A 26,686-nucleotide genomic window follows, 5' to 3' on the forward strand; every position below is an offset into this window, starting at 1 on the left:
AGGCGCCGGGATGAGGCGTCAGGCAAAAGAAAACCCCCGCCGGGGCAGGGGTTTTCCTGAAACGAACGTGTCGCTCGCCTTACAGCGCGCCTTCGCGTTGCGCTTTTTTGCGCGCCAGCTTACGGGCGCGGCGGACGGCCTCGGCCTTTTCACGGGCCTTCTTGACCGAGGGTTTCTCGAAATGCTGCTTGAGCTTCATTTCGCGGAACACCCCTTCGCGCTGAAGTTTTTTCTTCAGAGCACGAAGCGCCTGTTCGACGTTGTTGTCGCGAACACTTACCTGCATGTGGTTGTCACCACCTTCCTAGATTAGAGTTGAACTGAATTGCAGGACGCGGCCTTCTATCAGTGCGAATCGGCTTTGTCCAGAATTTCCGGCCCCGAGGAGGGAACCATGACGCAAGAACGTGACAGATTGATCGACGCCGCCCTGTCGCATGTGACCTTTGAGGGCATGGGCGACAGGGCTGTGGCCGAGGGCGCGCGCGATATCGGCATCTCGGCCGAGCTGGCGCGGGTCTATCTGCCGCGCGGGGGGGCGGATCTTGCGGCGGCCTATCACCGCCGGGGTGATCGGGCGCTGCGGGATTGGCTGACGCGATCACCGCCCGCCGGACGCTTCCGCGACCGGGTTGTGGATACGGTGATGCATCGCCTGGCGCTCTCGGACCGCGAGATGGCGCGGGCGGGTGCGGTGGTGCTGGCGCTGCCGCAGCATGCCGCACTGGGCGCGCGGCTGATCTGGGAGACCGCCGATGCCGTCTGGGAGGGGCTGGGCGATACGTCCGAGGACGTGAACTGGTATTCCAAGCGCGCGACCCTTTCGACCGTATATGGCGCAACGGTGCTTTACTGGCTGGGCGACGACTCCGCCGATGCCGAGGACACCCGTGCCTTCCTGGAGCGCCGGATAGAGGGGGTGATGCGCTTCGAAAAGCTGAAGGGGCAGGTCAAGGCGGTGCCGGGCGTTTCGTCCCTGCTAGGCATGGCGACCGGCTGGATCCGCCGACCGAATCGCGGTGCCCGACCCGGTCGGGTGGATCTGACGGGCGGAGCCGGCGCATGATCCCCGATCTGATGCAGGCGGTCGCGATCTCGGCCCACGGGGCCGCGGATGTGCTGAAGCGGGTCGAGCGCCCGGTGCCGGTGGCGGGCCATGGCCAGATCCTGATCCGGCTTGTCTGGGCGGGTGTGAACCGGCCCGATGTGCTGCAACGCATGGGGGCCTATGCGCCGCCGCCGGGCGCTTCGGATCTGCCTGGCCTCGAATGCGCGGGTATTGTCGCGGGCGTGGGCATGGGCGTGACGCGCTGGAAGGTCGGCGACAGGGTCTGCGCGCTGCTGCCGGGCGGGGGATATGCCGAATATGCGACCTGCTCCTCCGATCATGCACTGCCTATCCCCGACGGGTTGGATCTGCGCGAGGCGGCCGCTCTGCCCGAGACCGCTTTCACCGTCTGGTCCAACGTGGTGAGCCGGGGCGCCTTGCGCGCGGGTGAGCGATTCCTGGTCCATGGGGGCAGCTCGGGCATCGGCACCATGGCGATCCAGGTCGCGCGTGCTCTGGGCGCTTCGGTCTGGGCCACCGCCGGATCGGATGAGAAATGCGCGGCCATGGCCCGGCTCGGCGCCCAGCCGATCAATTACAAGACCGAGGATTTCGTCCCGATCCTGCAACAGGCGGGCGGAGCCGACCTGATCCTGGACATGGTGGGCGGCGATTACATCCCTCGCAACATCAAGGCACTGGCTGATGATGGCAGGCTAGTCTTCATCGCCTTCCTCGGCGGACCCAAGGTCGAGCTGAACTTTGCTCAGGTGATGACGCGCCGTCTGACCATCACAGGTTCGACGCTGCGCCCTCAGTCCGAGGCCGCCAAGGCCGTGATCGCCGAAGATCTGCGCCGTTGCCTTTGGCCTCTGGTCGAAGCGGGCGCCGTGCGGCCCCTGATCGACAGCATCTATCCCTTGGCCGAGGCAGCCGCAGCCCATCGTCACATGGAGGCGAGCAGCCATATCGGCAAGATCCTGTTGCAGGTGGGTTCCGAGGATTGATCCGGCCGGCCCGCTGGCAAGCCTGGGAGCCTCCGGCGGGGATATTTGAACAAGAAAGAACGATTAACCGAATCGAAAGAATTTGGTGTCAGTCTCAGCTTACGGTACAGGCGGGGACGCCGATGACCGTCAAGGAAGACGCCACACCCCGACCCTTTGCTTCGGCGGGCGGGGTGTGTGCGTGTCTTTCTTGTTCAAATATCCCCGCCGGAGGCTCCCGAGCCTGAAGTCAGCGCGGCGCTCGGATCTTCAGATCGCCGGCGCAATCCTTCCGCGCATCCGCTCCACATGCGCGTGGCTGCAAGTTCTTCGTCAGACAAATCCTCACCTCCTGCAAGGCCCGGCTCTGGCAGGTGACGGTGACGCCATCCGCCATGAGCGAGGGATTCGCGCGTAGAAACGCGGCCTCGACCACAGGCGAGGGCAGGGTGGTATCCCGGCGCATTTCGGCCAACTCGGGCGGGGTCTTGATCCCGGCTGCGGCGCGGCGCAGCAGGGCGAAATAATCCTCGACCATAAGACCGGCGCAACTGCCGTGCTTCTTCCATTGATACCATGCCAAGCCCGCCGATCCCATGATGTCGGCCATGGCGGCGGTCTCGCGCCGCGAGGGGTTGCGGAGGGGGCTGCGGCAGTCCGATGGCCAGCCGCGTTCATATTGTGGCCAAAGCCCATGCACGACGAAGCCCAGCCTGCGACCAGGATCGCATTGCTCGGCCTTCTCGTTCTGTCCCTGGCGATCGCACCAGTTCGGTGACCAACTCAGCGACAGGACATAATAGTCGAAGCGCCCCGGCGCATCTTCCGCCACAGCCACGCTTGCCAGGCCCAGGGCCAGAGAAAGAGCCATCCGTATCATGCCGGCAAGACTAGCGGCCAGTGCGGGCGGGCGCTATGAAATTCAGGCTTTATTCCAGTCCCGCAAAAGCCTATATACCCAGCCAATCCCCCCTGAAAATGGAATGGCACCTGCCAAAAGCCGTTTTCCCGGCTGAAGAACTATTGTTAAGGAGAAGGTCATGAACAAGCCGCTGATGGCCCGCGCCACCGCAGTCTGGCTGGTCGACAACACCACGCTGAGCTTCAAGCAGATTGGCGATTTCTGCGGCATGCATGAGCTTGAGGTCCAGGGCATCGCGGATGGCGATGTCGCGGCGGGCGTCAAGGGCTTTGACCCGATCGCCTCGAACCAGCTTGACCAGGCCGAGATCGACAAGGGCCAGAAGGATCCGCGCTACAAGCTGCGGCTCAAGCACAATCCTGCCGCCGAGGGCGAGGAGAAACGCCGCGGCCCGCGCTATACGCCGCTTTCGAAGCGCCAGGACCGGCCCGCCGCCATCCTCTGGCTGGTCAAGTTCCATCCCGAACTGGCCGATGCCCAGATCGCCAAGCTGGTCGGCACGACCAAGCCCACCATCGCCTCGATCCGTGAGCGCACGCATTGGAACATCCAGAATATCCAGCCGATCGATCCGGTCGCGCTGGGCCTCTGCCGGCAGTCGGAACTGGACGCGACGGTCCAGAAGGCCGCCAAGCGCAAGGCGGCTGAGGGCGGCACCATGACTGATGACGAGCGCCGCAAGCTGCTTTCGACCGAGACTTCGCTTTCCATGTCCGACGAGCCCCGCATGCCGAGCGCAATCGCCGGCCTGGAAAACTTCAGCCTTACCCGCGATGATGAGAGGTCGAAGCCCGAGGAACGACTGGACGCCGACAGCTTCTTCAACCTGCCCGAGCAGGATGACGAGGACGAAGACGACCGCTGATTACAAAGGGGCGGCTTGTCCGCCCCCGCCTGTCAGGCTGAACGACTGATATATTTAAGTCCCAGATAGTCTTCGATCCAGTGGCGCGGGCCTTCGCGGTCCAGGCCCTGTATTTGGCTCCACCGAAGGGCACCACCTCGGCAGAGATCAGGCCCGTATTCACGCTGACATTGCAATGTTTCCTGGATATGGGACAGGTGATCGGTCGCGGGCTTGGCGATAGAGGTGCCGAAGATCGTGTCATTGGCGCGGCCCGCCAGGGCGTCGGCGATATGGCCCTCGACTTTCTCGGTGGCGGCAGCGAGCTTTCGGGCGAAGGCTTCATAGATCCTGGCTTGGACATGGATGCGATAGACGCAGGCGTGTGCCTGGCGGCTGCTGCGGAATTTCGAGGCATGTCGTCCTTGACTGTCGCATTCGGATCGGCATCCTTGACGACGAGGAAAGGGGCATGACCGCCTGGTTTCATGCTGCATTCCAGTATCTTCCCGGTTGCTTGGGTCATCGGCGCGCGCCGGCCGGATCGCACCGATGAGGGTCAGCTTGCGCATGAGCGGGCTCTCGCAACGCCCTTGCCGATCCCGGAGGACCAGGACGATGCTGGACAATTCCTTGCGTGGGCCGGGTCGCTAGGCCGGCACCACCAGCGCCAGGGAGGATAGCGGCGTCTCTGAGTCGGGGCGGACGACGAAGCCGCAGCCCTTCGCGATGGCTGGGCCGCATGTGTGGGCGATCATCGTGCTCGGGTGCATCCACGGTATGAGCGCCGGCTACACCCATGGCCCGCTTCGGCACGGTCGGGCGCTTGTGGGTGGTGGGCGGGAATGATCTCGGCGCAGATACGCTTTGCCTCTGGGCCCAACCATTCGATGAAACCGGCTCTATAGGCGCGATATTGCCCTTGGCCCCGGCTCCATGTGGGGCAAGGGGAGGGCTCGTGGGCTTCGGCGTTCGGCGCAGGATAGGCCAAAAGATGCGCATGAGCATGTTCCGATGAACCGAAGCCCGCCCGTCCGCGTTTTGCCCCCATCGTCAGGTTTTCCCTCTTGGCGAAATCAGACTGTGGGGCGGCGGATCTCTCTCCTGCCGCCCCATTTTCTTTCTTGCCCAAATATCCCGGGGGGCGTCTGGTCCACCCCATTGAGGGGTGGACCAGACGCGGGGGCAGAGCCCCCGTCAACCCTGCCAGCAGGGTTGGAGGTCGCCTTCTTCAGGGCTGGCTGCGTGGACCCCGCGCGCGATGGCGCGTGCAAGCGTCGCGGCGGCTGCATGGCCCAGCAGGAAGGGCGTCACCGCCGGATCGGGCAGGGGCTTGGCCCCGGTCGAGACGGCAAAGACCAGATCCCCGTCATAGGGCGTGTGGCTGGGCACGATGGCGCGGGCCATGCCGTCCTGCGCCGCCGTCGCCAGCCGCGTCAGCCCGGCCTTGTCCAGCGCGGCATCGGTGGCGACGATGGCGATGGTCGTCGCCTCGCCCAGGCGCTTGGCCAGGGCCGGCTCGGCCTGCGGGTCGTGATTCCCGCCCATGCCCAGTCCGCCGAACTCGGCCCCGATCTCCCAGGGGGCTGCCCAGAAATGCCGGCTCTCGCCCACGGTTACCGATCCCAGCGCATTGACCGCGACCAGGGCGCCGACCGTCACCCCGCAGTCCAGCACCGCCGAGGCGGAACCCAGCCCGCCCTTCCAGCGATGTGTCATCGCGCCCGTGCCCGCGCCTGCGGTTCCCAGCGCGAAATCCGGTCCCGCCGCCCCCAGCGCTCTCCGGCCCAAGGCGGGATAGGGGTTTTCCCGCCAGTCCTTGTCCCCGCCGTTCAGCAGGTCGAATACGATGGCGCCGGGCACGATGGGCACCCGCGCCGGGCCGACCGCGAAGCCCCGGCCTTTGGCCCGCAGCCCCGCCATCACCCCGTCGCAGGCGGCCAGCCCAAAGGCCGAGCCTCCCGACAGCACCAGCGCATCGACGCCCGGCACCAGCTTGTCGGGGGCCAGAAGCGCGGTCTCGCGCGTGCCCGGCGCGCCGCCCATCACGTTTAGCCCGCAGGGCAGGGGGCCATCCCCCAGCAGCACCGTCACGCCCGAGCGCAGGCCGTGATCCCTGGCATTGCCCACAAGCAGGCCGGCGACATCGGTGATCAGGTTGCGGGGTCCGGGGCGCATCGGGGGCTTCCTAAAGGGGGCCGGGAAACCCTGGCCTCGGCTTTGCGTTGCACCAGCCTAGGGCTGCGCCTAGATAGGGTGCAACAGCTTTGAAAGGACGCGACCATGACCGCTCCCCTCCACCGCATCTTCAATCGCCCCCTGGATGCCGAGATCCCGAAAGGGTTCGAGCAGGCGATCTTCGGCATGGGTTGCTATTGGGGCGTCGAGCGCCTGTTCTGGGAACTGCCGGGGGTCTGGACCACCTCGGTGGGCTTTGCCGGCGGCTCCGTCGCCGATCCCAGCTACAAGCAGGTCTGCGCGGGCGGCACGGGGCATGCCGAGGTGGTCCATCTGGCCTACGATCCCTCGCGTATCAGCTATGAGCGGCTGCTTCAGATCTTCTGGGAGAACCACAATCCCACCCAGGGCAACCGCCAGGGCAACGATGTCGGCTCGCAATACCGCTCGTTGATCATGTATTACACCGACAGCCAGAAAGCCGCGGCCGAACGCAGCAAGACCGATTACGGAAATCGCCTTGCGGTCGAGAGTTTTCCCAACATCACCACGCAGATCCTGCCCGCCGGTCCCTATTACCCCGCGCATGGGGATCACCAGCAATATCTGGACCGCTATCCCGATGGCTATTGCGGGCTGCGCGGCACCGGCGTAGAGGCGCCCCTGGCCAACCCCGCCGAGGAGATCTGATGTCCACCTGGACCGCGCTGACCAAGACCGCCGGACGCGAGGCGGCCGAAGCCCTTGCCGAAATGGGCGAGGAACTGACCCCCGAACCCGTCGGCAGCGGCGTCTTCGAGATCGAGGACGGCTCGGATCAGTGGGAGGTCGGGCTTTATTTCGACGAGGCCCCGGACGAGGTGACGCTGGCCCTGATGGCGGCGGCCTTCGGCACCGATCCCTTCGTCATCTCGGAACTGCCCGAGGTGGATTGGGTCGCGCATGTCAAGCGCGAGCTGTCCCCGGTCGAAGCCGGCCGCTTTTTCGTCCATGGCAGCCATGACGCCGAGCGAGTCCCCGATGGCGCCGTGGCATTGCTGATCGAGGCCGCGATGGCTTTCGGCACCGGCCATCACGCGACGACCAAGGGCTGTCTGCTGGCGCTGGACCGGCTGATCGCCCAGGGCGCGGCACCGCGGCGCATTGTCGATATCGGCTGCGGCACGGCGGTTCTGGCCATGGCCGCCGCGCGGGTCTGCCCGGTCACTGTGCTGGCGGGCGACATTGACTCGCAGGCTGTCGATGTGGCGCGCGCCAATGTCATCGCGAACGGTCTTGACGGCCGTGTCGAATGCGTCGAGGCGGCGGGCTTCGACCACCCGCTGATCGAGGGCGCGGCCCCCTTCGACCTGGTTTTCGCCAATATCCTGAAACAGCCGCTGATCGACCTTGTGCCCGACATGACGCGCTATGTGGCGCCGGGGGGGAAAGCCATTCTTTCGGGCATTCTGACGACCCAGGCCGATGAGGTCGCGGCGGCCTATGCGGCTGGCGGGCTGGCGTTGGAGCAGCGCGACGATCACGGCGACTGGTCCACGCTGGTCGTGATCCGGGCGTGAGGCCCGCGCGCCTGCGATTCCTTTGGCCCGCGCGCCTCGCGCGGGCTTTTTCATGCGCGGCTCTGGCCGGAGGAAGGCCGTGCCCTGGGCATGAAAAAGGCCCCAGAACCGTGGTCCAGAGGCCAAATTCGCTTTGTTTCGCTGGGCTTATCAGCGCGCACTTGCGATGTGCTGAATATCACCGCGGCACAGACCGATATCGTCCAGTTCGCGGTCGGTCAGACGGCTAAGCGCGTTCTTGGTGACGCGGGCATCGTTCCAGGCAGCCAGGGCCGCCATGAGTTTCGAGCCAAAACCGAAAGAGCCATTTCCGCCAACGACGCGGTTCGTGTCGATCGCCGACATGATTTTCACCTTTATATTAACTTGCCCGATCCTGGGCGGTTTGCTTGATGGACAGCATATAGTTCGGGCAATTTGAAAACTCTACGTCCGCAATCGGCATTCCAGCTATGCAGCGCACGCATAAGGCGCCGTTTTCATTAAATTTTTATGAAATCGGCGTGATCAGCCGAAAACAGCGCAATTCTGTATCGTAAAATGCCATTCAGGCGCTTGAGAGTTGCGATCCAGCCTCGACCGGGCTTAGCGCCAATCGCCAAGCTCGGCCTGCCACAATGCAAGTGACGCAACGGCAGCCGTATCGGCGCGCAGGATTCGCGGGCCCAACGAGACGCGGGTGACGTGCTCCAGCCCCGAAAGGCGCGCGCGCTCTGATTCGGACCAGCCGCCTTCGGGGCCGATCAGAATCGCCCAGGGGCCTCGGTCCAGCCCGCGCAGGGTCTGGGCGGGGCCGGCCAGGGCCTCGTCCGCCCACAGGATGCGCCGGGATGCGTCCCAGCCGTCCAGAAGACGCGAGAGCGGCATCAGGTCGGTCACTTCGGGGACGAAGGTGCCGCCGCATTGCTCGGCCGCCTCGACGGCATGGGCCTGCAGGCGGTCCTGGCGGATGCGCTCGGAATTGGTGTGGTCGGTCTGGACCGGCAGGATGCGGGCCGCGCCCATCTCCGCGGCCTTCTCGACGATGAAATCGGTGCGCGCCTTCTTGATCGGCGCGAAGATCAGCCACAGGTCCGGCGGATCAAGCTGCGGCGCGCTTTGGCGCAAGAGGGTCAGTTCGGCGCTGCGCTTGGCGATCCGCTGGATCCGGGCCAGCCATTCGCCGTCCCGGCCGTTGAAAAGCGATATCTCGTCCCCCGGCGCCTGCCGCATGACCGAGGCCAGGTAATGGGACTGGTCGGGGTTCAGCGCGATGCCTTGTCCCTCGGCCAGCGGGTGCTCTATGAACAATCTGATTTTCGCCATGATGGGGGCAGCTTAATGCAGACCGACCGCAGGACGCCAGAGGCCCATCAGGCCGTTGCCGACGCCCCCGCCGACAATTGGGTGGACCGCCATGCGCCGCCGCGCTGGAGGCCCTGGCTGCGGCTTTCGCGCGCGGACCGGCCGATCGGCACCTGGCTGCTGCTGCTGCCTTGCTGGTGGGGCGTGGGCTTGGCGATGATCGCCGACCGGCCGCGCTGGTTCGATCTGTGGCTGATCGTCGCCTGCGGGCTGGGCGCGATCCTGATGCGGGGCGCGGGCTGCACCTGGAACGACATCACCGACCGCGATTTCGACGCGCAGGTGGCGCGAACGCGGTCGCGGCCCATCCCTTCGGGGCAGGTCACTGTCAGGGGCGCGCTGGCCTGGCTGGGCGCGCAGGCGCTGGCGGCCTTCCTGATCCTGCTGACGCTGGGCCAGACCGCGATCTGGCTGGGCGTCGCCTCGCTGGCGCTGGTGGCGATCTATCCCTTCGCCAAGCGGTTCACCTGGTGGCCGCAGGTGTTTCTGGGTCTGGCCTTCAACTGGGGCATCCTGCTGGCCTGGGGCGCGCATATGGGCGGCGTGGGGGCGGCGCCCTTCGTGGCCTGGCTTGCGGGGATCTGCTGGACCATCTTCTATGACACCATCTATGCCCATCAGGACACCGAGGACGACGCGCTGATCGGCGTCAAATCCACCGCGCGGCTTTTCGGCCGGGACAGCGGGCTGTGGCTGGCGCGCTTTGGCTTCTGCGCCGTGGTGCTGCTGATCGCGGCCGTCGCCCTGACCCGTCCGCAGGGAGCGGCGGTCTGGCTTTGCGCTACCGGCATCCTGGGCTTCGCGCTGCATCTGCTTTGGCAATTGCGCCGCTTCGACATGTCGGACCCGGAGCGCTGCCTGCGGCTTTTCCGCGCGAACCGGGATGCCGGACTGTTGATCGCGCTGTTTCTTGCCATCGCGGGACTGGTCTGATTGTCCAAGCGGCAACGCTGCTTTAAAAGCGGCGGATCGGAAACAGCCCGAAGGTTCCCCGGATGGCCAATCCCAAAGCGCGCCGCGCCCCTGCGGTCCTTGCCAGCCTGATCGTCCTGGCCGCCGCTGGCGGCCTGTCCTGGTTCGGTGCGCGCGAGGCCGCCGATTTCCTGGAACGCCAGGCCAGCGCCGAAGTCGGCGCGGCATTGCGGGATGCCGGCCATGGCTGGGCCGAGGTCGCGGCCTCGGGGCTGCAAGTGCGTCTGACCGGCACGGCCCCCGACGAGATCCAGCGTTTCCGCGCCAAGTCCCGCGCCGAGTCGGTGGTCGAGCCGGGCCGCGTCGTCGATGAGATGACCGTGGCCGCCCGCGCCGCCCTTGGCACGCCAGGTTTCAAGATCCAGCTTCTGCGCAATGATGACGGCATCTCGATTGTGGGGCTGGTGCCCGCCGTGCTTGATCGGGACGCGATGGTGACGGCGCTTCAGCGCCAGACCAATGCGAAATCGGTTTCGGATCTGGTCGAAACGGCGGATTACGCCATCCCCGAAGGTTGGGAATCGGCCTTTTCCTATGGGTTGAAGGCGGCGCAACTGGCGCGGCACGGCAAGGTCTCGATCGCGCCGGGCAAGGTCGTGGTCGAGGCGATCACCGACAGCCCCGGCGAAAAGGCCGGGCTGGAAGAGGCGCTGCGCCGCGCCCGTCCCGCCGATGTCCAGCTTGACGCCCGGATCAAGGCGCCCCGCCCGGTGATGGCGCCCTTCACTTTGCGTTTCGTCAAATCCGGCGAGGCCGCGCGTTTCGACGCCTGCGCGGCCGATAATCAGGCCGACCGCGACCGCATCCTTGCGGCGGGTGTCGCGGCGGGTATCCCCGGCGCGCCGCAATGCGCGCTGGCGCTTGGCACGCCCAGCCCCGTCTGGGCCGATGCGGCGGTCGCGGGCATTCGGGCGGTGCAGGCCCTGGGCCAGGGCTCGGTCACGCTTTCGGATACGGATGTCGCGCTTTTCGCCCCCGCCGGGGTCGATGCCGCGCGCTTCGACGAGGCGGTCGGCCGGCTGGAAGGCGGGCTGCCCGCCGGCTTCACCCTGACATCGGAACATGAGAAACCCAGCGACCCGGTGCCGCAGCCGGCCGAGTTCTCGGCCAGTCGCAGCGGCGCGGGGGTGATCCTGCGCGGCCGGATCAGCGACGAGCGCATGCGCGATGCGGTCGAGAGCATGGCCCGCGCGCGCTTTGGCCATGTGGACAGCGCGCTGCGCCTTGACCAGGGCGTGCCGGATGGCTGGACGCTGCGCGCCATCGCGGCGCTTGAGGCGTTGGCGGGACTGGACCAGGGCGCGGTCACGGTCACGCCGCAACTGATCCGGCTGTCGGGCGTGGCCGGCAGCCAGACCGCCTCGGACACGGCGGCGGCGCGGCTGTCGCAGCGGCTGGGCGCCGGTGCCCGATACGAGCTTTCGATCCGCTATGACCGCTGGCTGGACCCGCTGCTGGCGCTGCCTTCGGGTGCGGAGTGCGTCGATCGGCTGAATGCGGTGATGACCGAATCCGAGATCGGCTTCGAGCCGGGCAAGTCCATCATCGCCGGTGATCCCCAGCCCACGCTCAAGCGGCTTGGCCAGGCCATGGCCGATTGCGGCGCCTATCGCATCGAGATCGGCGGCCATACCGACAGCCAGGGCTCGGACGCGCTGAACGCCGAACTGTCGCGCGCCCGCGCCCAGGCGGTGCTGGACGCGATGGCGGCCGATGGCATCGACACCGCGCGGATGCAGGCCAAGGGCCATGGCGAAACCCAGCCCATCGCCGCGAACGACACCGATGCCGGCCGCGAGGCGAACCGCCGGATCGAGTTCCGGCTTCTGGCCGAGGCACCCGCCGTGGTCGAGACCCCCCGCCCCGTCCAGAAGGTCAGCGGCGTCACCGACAGTCCCGGTGTCGCGGTCGCCCGTGCCGCCCGCGCCGCGAGCGATGCGGCGACGGGCGCGGTGGCTCCGGTCCTGGGACCGCCCGTCGCCGTGCCGGCGATGCCGGTCGAAACCCCGGCCATGTCGGCGGCGACGGCGGCGGTCCAGGCGGTGGCGCGGGGCCGTCTGCTGCTTTCGGCCATCGACGCCGCGACCCTGCCGGCGCTGGAAACCGCCTTCCCCGACCCCGAGGCCGGGGCGGATGGCCTGCTGGTCGCCCAGGATGCGCTTGTCGATGCCGCGGCTGGCGTGGCGCTGCGCGTCATCCAGGGACAGGCCGCCGGTGCCGATGTGCCCCAGACCGGACAGGGGGGCGAATGACCCGGCCCGCCCGCCCGCTGATCCGCCCGCCGAAAAACAGGAACCCCGCATGAACCGCAACGAATTCATCATCGCCACCGCGATCATCCTGTTCGCCGCCTTCCTGCTGGGCTGGTTCGCCAGTTGGCTGATCCACCGCCTGTCCCGCGTCACCCGCGCCGAGATCGGCGAGCTGGAAAGCATGGCCCAGCAGCTTCATGACGCCGAGGAGGCGCGCGACAAGGCGGTGCAGGAACTGGAAGAGCGCGAGGCCGAATTGGTGGACAAGCTGGGCGCCACCGAATCCGAACTGCGCGCCGCTCAGGACGAGTTGCGCGAAGGCCAGGCCGAAATCGCCGAGTTGCGCGACTATATCGACCGCAAGCTGGGCAGGAAAAGTTAGCGCGTGGCCTTGGGGTCGGTGCCGCCTTCCCGATCCCATTGGCTCAGCGCGGCCGTCATGCGCGCCGTCGCCTCGGGCTCAAGCCGGGCGTGGCTGGGCGTTCTGGCGCAGATTTCCCACCAGCGGCGCAGATAGGGCAGATGCGCCGCGCGCAAGGGCAGCCGCTGGTTCAGCCGAAGGATCGGGCTGCCGCTGCGGCGCAGGCGATCCAGGACCAGACACTCATGTTCCTTGCTCAGCCGCCAGAAGGCCGGTTTCAGGACCTGGCCGGCGAAATGGATGACGGCGGGGTCGCGCATGATGCGTTTGGGGGATTCGGCGTAAAAGCGATGGTTGTAGCGGTCGTGCAGCCGCGTGTAATGGCTGCCATGGGTCAACGAGAACAGCCCCTGATCCCCGAAGCCCAGCCGCAGCCGGTCATGCGCCCATTCGGCTGTGTCGAGATAATGCCCGATCCCGATCCCGTCGCGGCGGAGCTTGCGCAGGTTCAGCACGATCGCGCCGCTGTTGATCAGCCCGCGCGAGATGTGCCGGATCAGCCCCGAGGGCAGGCCACAGGCATGGGCGCGGCGCGCGCCTCCGATCAGAAGCGGCGGCAGGTCCGTGAACTCGCGGCAGGCGATCAGGTATTTCCCCATGAAGGGATGATGCAGCAGCGGCACCAGATCGCCCGCCACGATGATATCCGTCGCATCCAGATAGATCACGCGATCCAGATCGCCGGGCAGGTGCTGATGCGCGACGAACCACAGGAAGCGCGCGCTGTCCGGCTTGCCGCCCAGTTCCCTCAGCCGGCCGAAGGCGGCGGCATCTGGCACCCGCACCGGATGCAGCGTCACATTGCCAAGGCCGGCGCAGAACTCGGCCAGGGCCCGGATCTGCGGGGCGGGGATGTTCTGCTCGAACAGCCAGAACCGGATTTCGTCGCGGGGATGGGCATCGGCCAGCGACAGGATCATCACCTGCACCATGTCCAGGTCGCGCCCCGCGAACGAGGTCATCACGTCCAGCCGCGCCGGCGTCCTGCCGCGGCATCGGCGCCGCAGATGCAGGTCCATCGCGGGCGCCCAGATCCCCGGTGCGCGCCGAAAAAGATGCCTGGCGGTCGAAAGGGCGTTCTGGGACGGCATTGGGCACCGGAATTGATCGCCGGAGAAGCAGCGCCGGATCGGTCCGGCGCCGCTGGTGTCGTCAGATGCCGGCCTCGATGATGGCGCGGGCCAGGATCGGCACGGTGGAATCGTTCAGCCCCGCGATGTTCAGCCGCGAATCGCCGACCATGTAGATGCCGAATTCTTCCTTGATCCGGGCCACCTGCTCGGCCGAGGCGCCAAGGCGCGAGAACATGCCGCGATGCTGGGCGATGAAGTCGAAACGGTCCGAGCCGGACAGGGCGCGCAGTTCCGCCGCCAGTTGCCCGCGCAGCTTCAGCATGCCGCCGCGCACCTCTTCCAGTTCCGCCGTCCAGTCGGCGCGCAGCGCCGCGTCGTTCAGGATGGTCGAGACGATCTTGGCGCCGTGGAAGGGCGGGAAGGAATAGGTCTGGCGGTTCAGATAGGCCATCGTGCCCTGGGCCAGGTCCTTGGTCGCCGTGTCGGCGCACAGTGCCAGCAGGCAGCCGGTCCGTTCGCGATAGATGCCGAAGTTCTTGCTGCACGAGGCCGCGATCAGCACCTCGGGAATGCGCGAGGCGATCAGGCGGGTGCCCGCCGCATCCTCTTCCAGCCCGTCGCCGAAGCCCTGGTAGGCCAGGTCGATCAAGGGGGTCGCGCCTGTTTTCTCAAGGATTTCGGCGACCTCGGCCCATTGCTCCAGCGTCAGGTTCGCGCCGGTCGGGTTGTGGCAGCAGCCGTGCAGCAGCACCACGTCGCCCTTTTTCGCGGCCGAGATGTCGGCCTTCATCCCCTCGAAATCGACGCCGCGCGTGGCATTGTCGAAATAGCGGTAATCCGCCATCGGCAGGTGCATGAAATTCATGATCGAGACATGGTTCGGCCAGGTCGGGTCCGAAACGAAGACGCGCAGGTCGGGGTTCGCCAGCCGCGCCAGTTCCAGCGCCTGTCGGATCGCGCCGGTGCCGCCGACGGTGGCCAGGGCCGCGGTCGTCTCGGGCTTGTAGCCATCGGCCAGGATCATCAGGCTCATCGCCTTCTGGAAATCCGGCTCGCCCGCCAGACCGGCATAGGTCTTGGTCGTCTCGGTCTCAAGCATCCGCTTTTCGGCTTCCAGGACGGCGCGCATGATCGGCGTGTGGCCGGTCGCATCCTTGTAGACGCCCACGCCCAGGTCGATCTTGCCCTGGCGGGGATCGGCCCTGAATTCGCCCATCAGGGCCAGGATCTTGTCGGGGGCCTGCGGTTTCAGATTACCCAGCATTCACGCATCTCCGGTTGCGATTTTAAGATCCGGGAAGCTGCCCCATTCGGCCCAGCTTCCATCGTAAAGCGAATGGTCCCGATGCCCGACCCGGTCCAGCGCCAGAAACAGGATCGCCGCCGTCACGCCCGAGCCGCAGGTGGTGATCGCGGGCCGCGACAGATCGACGCCCGCCGCCTGGAACTCGGCGCGCAGCGCGTCGGGGGATTTCATCGTGCCGTCCGCCTCGAACAGCCGGCCGAAGGGCAGGTTCCGCGCGCCGGGGATGTGGCCCGCGCGCAGGCCGGGCCTGGGCTCGGGCACCTCGCCGCGAAAGCGGGGCTCGCCGCGCGCGTCGATGATCTGATGGCTTCCCAGCTTGCTCGCGGCGGCAACCTGGGTCACGTCGCGCACCAGGCCGGCCTGGCGCTGCACGGTGATGTGACGGTCGCGCAGCACGGGGGGCATGTCCTCGACCGGGCGACCCTCGGCCTGCCATTTGGCAAGCCCGCCGTCCAGCACGGCCACGTCGGTCTTGCCCATCAACCGGAAGGTCCACCAGACCCGCGCGGCCGAGCGCACCGGCGAATTGTCATAGATCACGACCTGATGGCCGTCGCCGATGCCCATGGCGCGCAGGCGGCTGACGAACATCTCGGGCGGGGGGGCCATATGCGGCAGGCCCGACCGTTGATCCGAGATCGCGTCCAGGTCGAAGAAACGCGCGCGGGGGATATGCGCGGCCTCGTATTCGGCGCGCGCGTCGCGGCCCGGTTCCAGAAACCAGGTCGCATCGATCACGCGCAGGTCGGGATCGTTCAGATGCGCGGCCAGCCACGCGGTCGAGACGAGCGTTCTGGGATCGTCGGCTGTGGCGGTCATGGGCCTTCCCTCCGGTAGACGCAAAGGCGCGTCCATCTAACCGGAGCGGGCAGGGCGCGCAATGGCCGCGCGGCCTAGCCCTGCTTCAACAGGCGTTGTTTCTGCCGGTTCCAGTCGCGCTTGGCCGCCGTCTCGCGCTTGTCGGCGACCTTTTTGCCCTTGGCTGTGCCGATCTTCAGCTTCACCCGGCCGCGATCGTTGAAATACAGCAGCAGGGGCACCAGCGTCATGCCCTCGCGCCCGATGGCCTGCCAGAGCCGCGCCAGTTCCTTGCGGCTGACCAGCAGCTTGCGGCGGCGGCGTTCCTCATGGCCAAAGACGCCGGCCTGTTTGTAGGCGGCGATATAGCCGTTGATCAGCCACAACTCCCCTCCTTCGACCGAGGCATAGCTTTCGGCGATGTTGGATTGGCCGGTGCGCAGGCTTTTCACCTCGGAGCCGGTCAGGACGATACCGGCCTCAAGGTCGCTTTCGATGAAGTAATCGAACCGCGCGCGGCGGTTCTCGGCGATGATCTTGGAGTTGGGATCGGATTTGGCGGCCATGACCCGGCAGAGATAGGGCCGCGCGCCGCCCCTGTAAAGGCTTAGCGCAGCGGGACCAGCATCGCGGCAAGGCCGCGCACGCCCGCGCCGATATCGGCCCAGGTCTGGTCGAAATCGGCGTCCTGGCCGAAATAGGGGTCCGCCACCGATTGTCCCGCGCGGCCCGGAACATGGTCCAAAAGCAGCGAAAGCCGGGCCTTGCTGCCCTGGGGCGCGGCGTTGCGCGCCGCTTCCAGGTTGCTGTCATCCATGGCGACGATATGGTCGAATTCGTGGAAATCCCGAGGTTCCATCTGCCGCGCGCGGATGCGCGAGATATTCACCCCGTGCCGCTGGGCGACCTGCTGGGCGCGGCGGTCCGGTTCGCAGCCCACATGCCAGTCGCCGGTCGCGGCCGATTCGATCCGCATGTCGATCCCCGCCGTCTCGGCCAGAACACGCATCGCCCCCTCGGCCAGCGGTGAACGGCAGATGTTTCCCAAGCATACGAACAGCACCGAGGGGCGTGACATGAACAGAACTCTTCCTACTAGTGAAAAGATGCAAATCAATGCGATCTATTTCTTATATTCAAGCGGTTCGGCAAGAATGCCGCTGCGTATGAAAAGACATTATAGATAAATTCAGCGCAACGGGGCAAACGCCTCCGCCGCTTTCCCGCCTGCCGGCGTGGCGTTGCCTAAATTCGCAGCAGCCAGACCAGCGCCGCGGACAGGAGCGCGTTCAGCGGCACCGTGACCAGCCAGGCCCCCAGGATCGTCCGCAGGTATGAGCGGCGGACCAGGTGGCGGCGGTGGACCTCTTCTCCCGGCAGGGCCGGCCGGGCCTTTGCCATGCGGCGGTCGTGCCATTCGCGATAGAAGCCGACGCCAAAGACGCCCCCCACCGCGATATGCGTGGTCGAGACGGGCATGCCAAAGACCGAGAAGCCCAGCACCGTCATCGCCGCCGCCAGAGTCACGCAAAGGCCGCGCGCCGGGTTCAGGCGGGTGATGCTGCTGCCCACCATCATGACCAGCCTGCCGCCGAACAGCAGCATGCCCATGCCGATCCCCAGTCCCGCGATGGCCAGGATCGCGCGCGGCGGCACGGGCAAGGCGCCCTCCGCGTCCTGGGGCAGGGCCTTCAGGATGACCGTCAGCGGCGCCGCGATGTTCGAAACGTCATTGGCTCCATGCGCGAAGCCCATGACCATGGCGGCGAAGACCAGAGGCACGCCCAGAAGCCGCTTCACCGCCTTGCGGCCGTCGATCTGCCGGGCGATCTGGGCGCGCTGGCGGGCATCGGCATAAAGCCCGCCCAGCAGTCCGCCGCCCGCCGCCAGTCCCAGCACCGCGCCCGTTCCCAGCCCGGCGAAGGCCCGCGCGGCCACGCCGAACAGCATCGCCGCCACCAGCCCGACGATCACGGTCAGCCACAGCCCGCCCTCGCGCACGGGGTCGGCGCGGTCCAGCACCCGCGACTGCACGATGGACAGCAATGCCGCCGCCAGACAGCCCGAGACCAGGGGCGAGACGACCCAGCCGACAGCGACCAGCGCCAGCCCGCTCCAGTTCACCGCATCGACCCCGAAGGCGGTCATCCCCGCCCCGGTGATCGCGCCGACCAGCGCATGCGTGGTCGAAATCGGCGCGTCCAGCCAGGTCGCCAGGCTGATCGTGGTCGCGGCGCTTGTCAGCGCGGCCAGCATCACCAGCGCCATGGCCTGGCCCCCGCCGTGGATGCCCCCGCCTTGCATGCCCCCGGTTTGGATCCCGGCCTGGGCCACCAGCCCGCCGGTCAGAGTCGAGGTGACGGCGGCTCCGGCGATGACCGCGCCAAGGATCTCCATTCCCGCGACCAGCCAAAGCCCCAGCCCCAGCCTGATCGCCCCCGCGCCCACGGCGGGCGAAAGCGCGTTGGCCACGTCGTTCGCGCCGATGGACAGGGCCATGTAGACGGCGATGGCGACGGCGCCCGCGACGATCCCCAGCGCCGGCTGGCCCGCGATCAGCGTGGCCGCGATCTCGGCGGCGGTGGCGACGAAGACCAGCGCGATCCCCAGCCGCACTCGGGGCCGGGCCTGCGCCAGCGCGGCGTATTCGGCATTGTTCAGCCGTTCCAGGTCCTTGTCCAGGACGCGGTATTCCCGGCTGCCGCGCGGCATCAGTCGGGGCGCTCGGGCGAGGTGGGCCGAGCCGGCAGGCCGCGCAGCAATTCCTTCAGCCCCGTCTCGGCCACCAGTTCGGCGGCGCGCGTGGGCGGATACCAGCGCCGCCGGCGCTGCTTGGCCTCGGGATATTTCTCGGCCAGGCTCTCGACCGTCAGGGGATAGACCTTGACCTGCACCGGAATGACGAAGCCGCCGTCCTGATGCTTGTCATAATGATAGCTGCCGATCTCGGCCTGGGCGATGGGGCCGCGCGCGCCGGCCTCTTCCCAAGCCTCCTGGCCGGCGGCCTCGGCCAGGCTGCGGCCGGGCATGGGCCAGCCCTTGGGCAGGATCCAGCGCCCGGTGTCGCGGCTGGTGACCAGCAGCACCTCGCCCGTCCGGGCATCGCGGCACAGCGCGGCCACCTGCATCGCGGGGGGGCGGCGGCGCAGCATCCGGGCGATACGGTCGCGCGCACGCCCGATCATTCGCCGCCCTCGGGGTCGTGGTGCCGGCCGCGCAGTGATTTCACCTCGCCCCGCTGGGTTTTCGCGGCCAGGCGGCGGCGCTGGCTGCCCAGGGTGGGCCGGGTCGGGATGCGCTTTTTCGGCGCGACCAGGGCCTGGCGGATCATCTCGGCCAGCCGCTCGCGCGCGATCTCGCGGTTGCGGTTCTGGCTGCGGGTTTCCTCGGCGCGGATCAGGATGGCGCCGTCCTGGGTCCAGCGCCGCCCGGCCAGCCGCCGCAGCCGCGCCTTGACGGCCGGCGCCAGATGCGGAGACCGCTCGGCTTCGAAACGCAGCTCCACCGCCGTCTCGACCTTGTTCACGTTCTGTCCGCCCGGCCCCTGCGAGCGGCTGAACTGCTCGGACAGTTCCCAGTCCTGGATGATCAAGCTGTCGGTGATGCGTAACATGTCGCGAAATATGTCCCAGCGCGGCGCGGTGCAAAATGGCCTTTTGCTAGTTCTGCCCGTTTGCGGGCAAGTGCAACCGGATTGCCGCACTGGCCGAGGCGCCATCGGCGTCAATGACCGTCAATCGCGCGAATCCGGGGCCGGGATCGGGCAGATCTGCCTGCGGTTGCGTCAGCGCGATCCGCGCCGGCGCGTCATTGACCAGAAAGGTCCACGGCCCCCGCCCGCCCTGGGCCTTGGCGATCAGGCCCGCGCCCGCCTCGATCTCGGCTCCGTCGGGGGGATAGGTCAGGCGCAGCGCGTCCGGCGCGGCGGGGCGGGAAAGGCCGCGGCTGACCTCTCCAGGGGGGGCAAAGCGACGCAGCGGCAAGGGCAGGGCGCTGTTCGGCAGGGTCAGCACCTGCGGCGGCGGCGGAGGCAGGGCTACGGCGGGCAGCGCGTCGAACAGATCGAACAGCACCGGCGCGGCCAGATCGCCGCCGAAAGCGCCGGGAACGGGCGTCCCATCCGGCCGCCCCAGCCAGACCGCGCCCAGATGCGCGCCGTCGAAACCCACCGCAAGCGCATCGCGATGCCCGTAAGAGGTGCCGGTCTTATAGGCCATGGGCCGCAGCCGCGCGCCCCGCGGCGCCGGGTTGCGCGCCAGGATGTCGCCCACCTGCCAGGCCGCCGCCGCTCCGAAGATCGGCACTGGCAGCGCCCGCGCTTCCCCCGGCAAGGCCGAAAGGGTGATCCCCCGTCCGCCCCGCGCCAGCGCCGCATAGCCCTGCGCCAGCCCTTCCAGCGTGACCCCCGCCCCGCCCAGAACCATGGCAAGGCCCGGAGCCTCTCCGGGCAGGCGCAGTCCGATCCCGCCCCGCTCCAGCATCTGGGCGACCCGGTTCGGTCCCAACGCCTCGGCCAGCTTCACCACGGGGATATTCAGGGACCAGATCAGCGCGTTGCTCAGGCTCACCGAGCCGCGAAACATGTGGTCGAAATTCTGCGGCTGCCAGCGGCCGAAGGCGGTGGGCCGGTCCTCGATCAGCGTCTCGGGATGGGCCAGCCCCTGATCAAAGGCCAGCCCATAGACGAAGGGCTTCAGGGTTGAGCCCGGACTGCGCCAGGCCCGCGCCATGTCCACGAACCCGGCCGAGGCGCCATCCGTCCAATCCGCCGCCCCGACCTCGGCCAGGATCTCGCCCCGGCGGTGATCGGCCAGGATGATCGCCGCCGACAGCCGCCGCCCGGCGCCCCGCACCGCGCGCGAGGCCAGGGCCTCGGCCCGCGCCTGCAAGCGGGGATCGATGGTCGTCTCGATCCGGCCCGCGCCCGGATGCTCGCGCACCAGCCGCGCGGCCAGAAGCGGCGCCATCGCGGGAAAGGCGCGGCGCGCGCGCGGCACCGGCTCGGCCATCGCGGCCCGCGCGTCGCGCTCAAGGATCAGCCCGGCATCCGCCGCCCGCGCCAGCACCCGGTCGCGCGCGGCCTTGGCAGCTTGGGGGAAACGGTCGGGACGCCGTGTCTCGGGCGATTGCGGCAGTGCCACCAGCAGCGCCGCCTGGGCGGGGGTCAAACGGCGCGGCTCCTTGCCGAACCATTGCAGACTGGCCGCGCGGATACCCTCGACATTGGCGCCGTAAGGTGCCAGCCGCAGATACAGGCTCAGGATCTCGCGCTTTTCCAGCCGCCGCTCCAGGGCCAGCGCCAGCCGCACCTGCCGCAGCTTGCCCGACCATTGCCGCCTCGGGCCTTCCTCCAGCAGCCGCGCCACCTGCATGCTCAGCGTCGACCCCCCCGAGACCACGCGCCCCCGCCGTGCCGCCTGCATTCCGGCGCGCGCCATGGCCCAGACATCGACCCCGCCATGCCGCTCGAAGCGCCGGTCCTCCCACATCACCAGCATGTCCAGAAACAGCGGATCGACCGGGCCGGCATCCAGCCTCCAGCGCCCGTCCGCCACCTGGAAGGCCCGCAGCAGCGAGCCGTCGCGGGCCAGCACCTCGACGCCCACCGGAACTTCCAGCCGGGGCAGCGCCGTCGCCCGCACCCAATCGTCCAGCCGGTCCCGCGCCCCGGCCCCGATGCCCAGGGCCAGGACGGCGGCCAGCAGCGACAGGAAGGCGCGGCGCGAATTCATGCCGGCAAGGATAGACCAGCCGGAAGCGGCGCGAAACGCCCTCGCTTCTTCGTTTCCCAAATACCCATGCGGCACCGGCCAGAGGCGGCTACTTCGCCTCGTCCTCGCCGAACAGTCCCTTCAGCCCGCGCGCGATCAGATTGCCGACCGAGGGGCGGGGCTGGTGGACGAAGGGCAGGGGCCGGCAGACCTCCATCGCGGCGATCCCCACCCGCGCGGTCAGGGCGCCGTTCACCACCCCCTCGCCGAAGCGTTTCGAGACCTTGGCCAGGATCCCCCCGCCCGCCATGGTGTGGATCAGGTCGTCCCCCGCCGCCACCGCGCCGGTCGCGACCAGATGCGTGATCACCGTGCGGGCCAGGCGCCAGCCGCCGACGGCGCCGGCGCGCCCGCCATAGATCTCGGCCATGCGGCGGATCATGCGCAGGTTCGCGGCCAGGGCCGTGACCACATCGGCCAGCGCCAGCGGGATCAGCGCGGTCGCGGCGGCGACGGTGCGGGCGGCGGCCTCGATCTCGCGCCGGGCCTGGCGGTCCAGCTCGGCCAGCAGCTCGGCCTCGGCCATGGCGATCAGGGTCTCGGCCTCATAGGCATCTGCGCGCCGCTCAGCCAGGCGCTTCAATCCCCATTCCAGTTCGGGCCGGTGACGGTAAAGCGTTTCCAGCCGCCCGACCACGCCCTGCGCCGCCTTCACGTCGCCCGAGCCCATGGCGGCCACCGCGTCGCGGTTGATCCCGTCGATGGCGCCGAACCGTGCCCAGGCGCGATATTCGCGCCAGGCCATGCCAAGCGCCGCGATGCAGAACAGCGTCATCAGCGCGATGCCGATCCAGCCCAGCAGCGGATAGCTGTTCAGCAGGTTCGTCAGATAGTTCAGCGTCGCCACCGACAGCAGGAAGGTGAACAGCGCCAGGCCGGTATTGATGAAGAACCGTGTCAGCCGGCTGGGGCCGGCGCCCACCAGCCGCGCCACCATCTGCATCGTCCGGGGCTGGGGCGCGCCGGGCGGCAGCCCCTCGTCGATCATCGGCGCGTCGGCGGGCGAAGGCTCGTCCCCCGTCGACGCGCGCGGCGCCTTGCGCTCGCGCCCGTCCGAAGCGCCGCCAAGGCCGGGCGGCGGAGGCGTCTCCATCATCACCGGCTGGGCTTTCTGGGACTCGCCCCTCTCGACCAGCAGGGGGCCGCGGCGCTTTCCTGGTTCCGTCATCCTCTTCCCCACCTCTCAGATCTGGTCGCCGATCAGGAATTCCGCCGCCCGGTCCAGTCGGATATGCGGTGGACCGTCGCCGGGCCGCAGCGTATTCGGCGCCGGCGCGAAATCCATGATCGCGTAATCGGCCCCCAGCCAATGCGCTGCGCCCTGGCTTGCGGGCACCAGCAGTTCCGCCGGGTTCGAGGGCAGTTCCCCCGGATAGAAGGCGGCCTTGCGTCCGTCCATCAGCGTGCCGCGCACGGCGGGCAGTTCCTCGCCCTGCTGCTCGATCATCTCCTCGGTGGTCGAGCGTAGCGCGGCGATCGACATGGCTTCGGTCCGGGCGCCCTGGAAATCGGCGCGGTCGCGGGCCTCGCGCAGCATGGCACTGGTGATCCCGGTCAGGCGCGGATGCTGGATATGGTGCAGGTGATCGGCCTTGGTCGCGGCGAAAAGGATGCGGTTGACCCGCCGCGCGCCCAGCAATTGCGCCAGCCAGCCCGCGCGGCCGGGGCGAAAGGCGCTCAGGATGTCGGCCATGGCGCGGCGCATGTCCTCGACGGCCTGCGGCCCGGCATGGATCGCGCCCAGCACGTCCATCAGCACCACCTGCCGGTCGATCCGGGCGAAATGGTCGCGAAAGAACGGCCGCACCACCCGCGACTTGTAGGCGCCGAAGCGGCGGGCGAATTCGCGGCCCAGGGGACCGTCGCGCATGTCATGGGGCAGCGGCGTGAAGGTCAGCGCGGGCGAGCCCTCAAGCTCTCCGGGCATCAGGAAGCGGCCCGGCGTGCAATCCGACCAGCCCGCATCCCGCGTCTGGTGCAGGTGCCGCGTATAGGCGGTGGCCAGGGCCTGGGCGGCGGCCTCGTCGAAGCTGGCCGGGTCGGCGGCGGCAAGGGCGGCGCGGAAAGCCTCGGCACCGGGACGGCCCTGCATCCGGTCCAGGACTTCTTGCGACCATTCGCCGAAATCCTTCTCCATCAGGCGCAGGTCCAAAAGCCATTCGCCCGGATAATCCACGATATCCAGATGCAGCACCTGCGTGCCGCGCCAGCCGGACAGCAGGCCGCTGGGCTGGATCCGCAGCGACAGACGCAACTGGCTGACATGGCGCGTGCCTTCGGGCCAATGCGGATCGGGGCCGGTCATCGCCGCCAGATGCCGTTCATAGTCGAAGCGGGGCACGGTGTCGTCGGGCTGGGGCTGCAACCACGCCGCCTTGATCGAGCCGTCGGCGGCGGCCCGCAGCGCCGCCATCCGCCCCCGGTCCAGCAGGTTCGCGACCAGCGAGGTGATGAACACGGTCTTGCCCGCGCGCGACAGTCCCGTGACGCCCAGCCGGATCACCGGATCCGAAATTCCAAGCCCCTGCATCAGATCGTCGGCAATTCCCATTCCATCCCCCGCCTTTCGCCTGATCAAGATAGGCAGGCGCGGCACGGATGTGTAGGGGCCGCGCCCGGCCGCCCTTTCCCTTGGCCCAGCCTTTCCCTTGGCCAGCCTTTCCCCGACCTGCCCTTTCCCCGGTCCCCCGCTTTTGCCATAAGGCGGCATGGACCTGCCCGCCCCTCTGCCCATCGACGCCGTTCTGCCCGCGCTGATCCGGGCGCTGGAGGGCCATGGCCGCGCGGTGCTGATGGCCCCGCCGGGCGCGGGCAAGACGACGCGCGTGCCCCTGGCGCTTTTGCCCGTGATCCGTGATCGCATCGTCATGCTGGAGCCGCGCCGCCTTGCCGCCCGCGCAAGCGCCGAGCGCATGGCCGAGACCCTGGGCGAGCCTTTGGGCGCGACCGTCGGCTACCGCATCCGGGGCGAGGCCGTGCCGGGCCGTCGCATCGAGGTCGTGACCGAGGGCATTCTGACGCGGATGCTGCAATCGGACCCCTCGCTGGACGGCATCGGCTGCGTCATCTTCGACGAATTCCACGAACGCAGCCTGAACGCCGATCTGGGTCTTGCCCTGGCCTGGGAGGCGCGCCAGGCCCTGCGCCCCGATCTGGCGCTGCTGGTCATGTCGGCGACGCTGGATGCCGAGCCGGTCGCGGCGCTTCTGGACGCGGCCCCGGTGATCCGCTCTGATGGCCGCGCCTTTCCCGTCGAGACCCGCTGGCTGGACCGTCCCCTGCCACCCGGCGCCCGCCTGATCCCCGAGGCCGTGCGGCTGATCGCCCAGGCCCTGGCCGAGACGCGCGAACTGGGCGGCACGCTTCTGGCCTTCCTGCCGGGCGAGGGAGAGATCCGCCGCACCGCCGCCGCGCTGGACGTGGGCGTCGAGGTGGTGCCCCTGTTCGGCGCGATGGATTTCAAGGCGCAGCGCGCGGCCCTGCAACCGGCGCCGGGCCGGCGGGTGGTGCTGGCGACCTCGATCGCCGAGACTTCGCTGACCATTCCCGGCGTCAAGGTGGTGGTCGATGCCGGGCGGGCGCGGCGCGCGCGCTTCGATCCCGGTTCCGGCATGTCGCGGCTGGTGACCGAACGCGTCAGCCGGGCCGAGGCCGAGCAGCGCCGGGGCCGCGCCGGCCGGGTCGCGCCGGGGGTCTGCTATCGCATGTGGGCGCGGGCCGAGGAGGGCGCGCTGCCCGCTTTCGCCCCGCCCGAGATCGCCGTGGCTGACCTGGCCGGGCTGGCGCTGGAACTGGCGAACTGGGGTTCGGACGGGACGGATCTGGCTTTCCTGACCCCGCCGCCCGGGGGCGCGCTGGCCGAGGCCCGCGCCCTGCTGCGCGATCTGGGCGCGCTGGACATGGGCGACCGGATCACCGATCACGGCCGGGCGCTTGCGGCGCTGCCGCTGCATCCCCGCCTGGCGCATATGCTGCTGGTCGCGGGGCGGGGCGCCGCCGATCTGGCCGCGCTTCTGGCCGAGCGCGATCCGCTGTCGGGCGCGCCCACGGATCTGGCCCTGCGCCTTGGCGCGATCCGCGACGCCCGCGCCTATGCCGGGCGCCATCCCTGGCCCGCCAATCCCGCCACTCTGGCCCGCATTCGCGACGAGGCGAAGCGCCTGCGCCGCATGGCCACCGCGTCGCGCGACCTGTCCCCCGGCGCGATGGCCGCGCTTGCCTATCCCGACCGCATCGGGCTGCGCCGCAAGGGCGATCAGCCGCGCCATGTCCTGTCCGGCGGCAAGGGCGCGGTATTGCCCGAGGGCGATCCGCTGTCGGGACAGCGGCTGATCGTGGCGACCGATCTGGACGGCGACACGCGCGAGGCCCGCATCCGCATGGCCGCCCCCCTGGCCGAGGATGAGGTCCGCGCGCTGTTTGGCGACCGGATCGAACTGGTCGAGACGGTGGAATGGTCCCGGCGCGATGGCCGCATTCTGGCCCGGCGGCAGGAAAGGCTGGGCGCGCTGGTCCTGTCCGACCGGGCGCTGGACGATCCCGACCCCGCGGCGATGGCGCGGGCCGCCTTCGAGGGGCTGCGTCTGATCGGCCTGACCTTCACCCCCGCCGCTGCCCGGCTGCGGGCGCGGATCGCGCTGGTCCCCGATCTTGGCCCGGTCGATGACGCGAGCCTGCTGGCCGACGGGGATTGGCTTCTGCCCTTCCTGACCCGCGCCCGCAGCCAGTCCGATCTGCGCGCGCTGGACCTGACCGAGGCGCTGAAGGCCCGTATCGGCTGGGACGGCCAGCAGCGCCTGGACCGCGAGGCGCCGGCGCATTTCGTCACGCCCCTGGGCCGCAAGGTGCCGATCGATTACGACCATGAGACGCCCTCGATCGAGCTGAAGCTGCAAGAGCTGTTCGGGCTGGCCCGGCATCCGGTGGTCGGCGGGCGGGCGCTGCGGATCTTCATGCTGTCGCCGGGTGGCAAGCCTGTCGCGGTGACAAGCGACCTGCCCGGCTTCTGGGCGGGAGGCTATGCCGAGGTCAGGAAGGACATGCGCGGCCGCTATCCCCGCCATCCCTGGCCCGAGAACCCGCTGGACGCCGATCCGACCACGCGCGCCAAGCCACGCGGCACCTGACGGGCGCTTTTTTCGCCAGTCGGGTCGGCCAGTCGGGTCGGCCAGTCGGATCGGCCAGTCGGATCGGCCAGTCGGGCGGGGCGCGG

The 26,686-nt window shown here is 68.7% G+C and carries 27 protein-coding genes; 9 read left to right on the plus strand and 18 right to left on the minus strand.

What is annotated here, in order from left to right:
- Nucleotides 1-79: 79 nt before the first annotated feature.
- A complete protein-coding gene (rpsU, locus tag QM682_RS12325) occupies nt 80-286 on the minus strand; it encodes a 30S ribosomal protein S21 (RefSeq protein WP_011748553.1) in 207 nt (68 codons plus the stop codon).
- Nucleotides 287-394: 108 nt separating this feature from the next.
- Between rpsU and QM682_RS12330 the strand changes: the two genes are divergently transcribed.
- Together QM682_RS12330 and QM682_RS12335 are read left to right on the plus strand one after the other, a co-directional pair.
- Complete coding sequence (locus QM682_RS12330) at nt 395-1,066, plus strand: COQ9 family protein (protein ID WP_415130143.1); 672 nt, start codon at nt 395-397, stop codon at nt 1,064-1,066.
- Nucleotides 1,063-2,055: an NAD(P)H-quinone oxidoreductase gene (locus QM682_RS12335; RefSeq protein ID WP_415130145.1), complete on the plus strand. Its 993-nt coding sequence runs from the start codon at nt 1,063-1,065 to the stop codon at nt 2,053-2,055. Before QM682_RS12330 ends, QM682_RS12335 begins: the two co-directional genes overlap by 4 nt.
- A 229-nt stretch (nt 2,056-2,284) precedes the next feature.
- Here QM682_RS12335 and QM682_RS12340 read toward each other — a convergent pair whose 3' ends face one another.
- Nucleotides 2,285-2,905 (minus strand): ribonuclease T2 family protein, encoded by a 621-nt coding sequence (locus QM682_RS12340; protein WP_415130147.1) that lies wholly within the window; start codon nt 2,903-2,905, stop codon nt 2,285-2,287.
- Between the two features lie 169 nt (nt 2,906-3,074).
- On the opposite strand from QM682_RS12340, the gene QM682_RS12345 reads away from it, so the two are divergent.
- On the plus strand, nt 3,075-3,821 hold the full coding sequence (locus QM682_RS12345; RefSeq protein WP_415130149.1) for a DUF1013 domain-containing protein: 747 nt from the start codon (nt 3,075-3,077) through the stop codon (nt 3,819-3,821).
- 32 nt (nt 3,822-3,853) lie between these two features.
- Here the strand turns inward: QM682_RS12345 and QM682_RS12350 are convergent, their stop codons facing one another.
- From QM682_RS12350 to QM682_RS12360, 3 genes are all read right to left on the minus strand, one after another.
- Nucleotides 3,854-4,372: a hypothetical protein gene (locus QM682_RS12350; RefSeq protein ID WP_415130151.1), complete on the minus strand. Its 519-nt coding sequence runs from the start codon at nt 4,370-4,372 to the stop codon at nt 3,854-3,856.
- 78 nt (nt 4,373-4,450) lie between these two features.
- On the minus strand, nt 4,451-4,582 hold the full coding sequence (locus QM682_RS12355) for an aldehyde dehydrogenase family protein (protein WP_415130237.1): 132 nt from the start codon (nt 4,580-4,582) through the stop codon (nt 4,451-4,453).
- A gap of 415 nt (nt 4,583-4,997) precedes the next feature.
- A complete protein-coding gene (locus QM682_RS12360; protein ID WP_415130153.1) occupies nt 4,998-5,978 on the minus strand; it encodes a P1 family peptidase in 981 nt (326 codons plus the stop codon).
- Between the two features lie 105 nt (nt 5,979-6,083).
- Here QM682_RS12360 and msrA point away from each other — a divergent pair, with 105 nt between their 5' ends.
- Both msrA and QM682_RS12370 read left to right on the plus strand, forming a co-directional pair.
- The gene (gene msrA, locus QM682_RS12365) at nt 6,084-6,668 is read left to right on the plus strand and encodes a peptide-methionine (S)-S-oxide reductase MsrA (RefSeq protein ID WP_415130155.1); all 585 of its coding nucleotides are present in this window, start codon (nt 6,084-6,086) and stop codon (nt 6,666-6,668) included.
- Nucleotides 6,668-7,537, plus strand: a complete 870-nt coding sequence (locus tag QM682_RS12370; RefSeq protein WP_415130157.1) for a 50S ribosomal protein L11 methyltransferase — start codon at nt 6,668-6,670, stop codon at nt 7,535-7,537. Before msrA ends, QM682_RS12370 begins: the two co-directional genes overlap by 1 nt.
- Before the next feature lie 150 nt (nt 7,538-7,687).
- On the opposite strand, the gene QM682_RS12375 is transcribed toward QM682_RS12370, so the two are convergent.
- Nucleotides 7,688-7,882, minus strand: a complete 195-nt coding sequence (locus tag QM682_RS12375) for a DUF1127 domain-containing protein (RefSeq protein ID WP_415130159.1) — start codon at nt 7,880-7,882, stop codon at nt 7,688-7,690.
- 240 nt (nt 7,883-8,122) lie between these two features.
- The gene (locus tag QM682_RS12380) at nt 8,123-8,842 is read right to left on the minus strand and encodes a 16S rRNA (uracil(1498)-N(3))-methyltransferase (RefSeq protein ID WP_415130161.1); all 720 of its coding nucleotides are present in this window, start codon (nt 8,840-8,842) and stop codon (nt 8,123-8,125) included.
- Nucleotides 8,843-8,857: 15 nt separating this feature from the next.
- Between QM682_RS12380 and ubiA the strand changes: the two genes are divergently transcribed.
- The 3 genes from ubiA (at nt 8,858) to QM682_RS12395 (ending at nt 12,487) form a co-directional block, all read left to right on the plus strand.
- The gene (gene ubiA / locus QM682_RS12385) at nt 8,858-9,814 is read left to right on the plus strand and encodes a 4-hydroxybenzoate octaprenyltransferase (protein WP_415130163.1); all 957 of its coding nucleotides are present in this window, start codon (nt 8,858-8,860) and stop codon (nt 9,812-9,814) included.
- Between the two features lie 62 nt (nt 9,815-9,876).
- Nucleotides 9,877-12,105, plus strand: a complete 2,229-nt coding sequence (locus tag QM682_RS12390) for an OmpA family protein (protein WP_415130165.1) — start codon at nt 9,877-9,879, stop codon at nt 12,103-12,105.
- A 49-nt stretch (nt 12,106-12,154) separates the two neighbouring features.
- The gene (locus QM682_RS12395; RefSeq protein WP_415130167.1) at nt 12,155-12,487 is read left to right on the plus strand and encodes a hypothetical protein; all 333 of its coding nucleotides are present in this window, start codon (nt 12,155-12,157) and stop codon (nt 12,485-12,487) included.
- Here QM682_RS12395 and QM682_RS12400 read toward each other — a convergent pair.
- The 11 genes from QM682_RS12400 to QM682_RS12450 form a co-directional block, all read right to left on the minus strand.
- On the minus strand, nt 12,484-13,545 hold the full coding sequence (locus QM682_RS12400; RefSeq protein WP_415130169.1) for a glycosyltransferase family 8 protein: 1,062 nt from the start codon (nt 13,543-13,545) through the stop codon (nt 12,484-12,486). The genes QM682_RS12395 and QM682_RS12400 overlap by 4 nt on opposite strands.
- A gap of 133 nt (nt 13,546-13,678) precedes the next feature.
- Nucleotides 13,679-14,863 carry an aromatic amino acid transaminase gene (locus QM682_RS12405; protein ID WP_415130171.1) on the minus strand — a complete coding sequence of 395 codons (1,185 nt, stop codon included), beginning with the start codon at nt 14,861-14,863 and terminating at the stop codon, nt 13,679-13,681.
- The gene (sseA, locus tag QM682_RS12410) at nt 14,864-15,724 is read right to left on the minus strand and encodes a 3-mercaptopyruvate sulfurtransferase (RefSeq protein WP_415130173.1); all 861 of its coding nucleotides are present in this window, start codon (nt 15,722-15,724) and stop codon (nt 14,864-14,866) included. It abuts the gene before it with no gap.
- A 74-nt stretch (nt 15,725-15,798) separates the two neighbouring features.
- Nucleotides 15,799-16,269, minus strand: coding sequence for an SsrA-binding protein SmpB (gene smpB, locus QM682_RS12415; protein WP_415130174.1), 471 nt, complete (start codon nt 16,267-16,269; stop codon nt 15,799-15,801).
- A gap of 41 nt (nt 16,270-16,310) precedes the next feature.
- Nucleotides 16,311-16,781 carry a low molecular weight protein-tyrosine-phosphatase gene (locus QM682_RS12420; RefSeq protein ID WP_415130176.1) on the minus strand — a complete coding sequence of 157 codons (471 nt, stop codon included), beginning with the start codon at nt 16,779-16,781 and terminating at the stop codon, nt 16,311-16,313.
- Between the two features lie 167 nt (nt 16,782-16,948).
- A complete protein-coding gene (locus tag QM682_RS12425) occupies nt 16,949-18,415 on the minus strand; it encodes an inorganic phosphate transporter (RefSeq protein ID WP_415130178.1) in 1,467 nt (488 codons plus the stop codon).
- A complete protein-coding gene (locus QM682_RS12430; RefSeq protein ID WP_415130180.1) occupies nt 18,415-18,888 on the minus strand; it encodes an NUDIX hydrolase in 474 nt (157 codons plus the stop codon). Before QM682_RS12430 ends, QM682_RS12425 begins: the two co-directional genes overlap by 1 nt.
- A complete protein-coding gene (gene arfB / locus QM682_RS12435) occupies nt 18,885-19,316 on the minus strand; it encodes an alternative ribosome rescue aminoacyl-tRNA hydrolase ArfB (protein ID WP_415130182.1) in 432 nt (143 codons plus the stop codon). Before arfB ends, QM682_RS12430 begins: the two co-directional genes overlap by 4 nt.
- Nucleotides 19,317-19,362: 46 nt before the next feature.
- Nucleotides 19,363-21,435 (minus strand): penicillin-binding protein 1C, encoded by a 2,073-nt coding sequence (gene pbpC / locus QM682_RS12440; RefSeq protein WP_415130184.1) that lies wholly within the window; start codon nt 21,433-21,435, stop codon nt 19,363-19,365.
- Between the two features lie 88 nt (nt 21,436-21,523).
- Nucleotides 21,524-22,642 carry a YcjF family protein gene (locus tag QM682_RS12445; RefSeq protein WP_415130186.1) on the minus strand — a complete coding sequence of 373 codons (1,119 nt, stop codon included), beginning with the start codon at nt 22,640-22,642 and terminating at the stop codon, nt 21,524-21,526.
- A gap of 15 nt (nt 22,643-22,657) precedes the next feature.
- Nucleotides 22,658-24,025 (minus strand): YcjX family protein, encoded by a 1,368-nt coding sequence (locus QM682_RS12450; protein ID WP_415130188.1) that lies wholly within the window; start codon nt 24,023-24,025, stop codon nt 22,658-22,660.
- Nucleotides 24,026-24,182: 157 nt separating this feature from the next.
- On the opposite strand from QM682_RS12450, the gene hrpB reads away from it, so the two are divergent.
- Nucleotides 24,183-26,600 (plus strand): ATP-dependent helicase HrpB, encoded by a 2,418-nt coding sequence (gene hrpB, locus QM682_RS12455; protein ID WP_415130190.1) that lies wholly within the window; start codon nt 24,183-24,185, stop codon nt 26,598-26,600.
- The last annotated feature ends 86 nt before the right edge of the window (nt 26,601-26,686 follow it).

This window comes from Paracoccus sp. (in: a-proteobacteria), assembly GCF_047605025.1.
Lineage (GTDB): Bacteria > Pseudomonadota > Alphaproteobacteria > Rhodobacterales > Rhodobacteraceae > Paracoccus.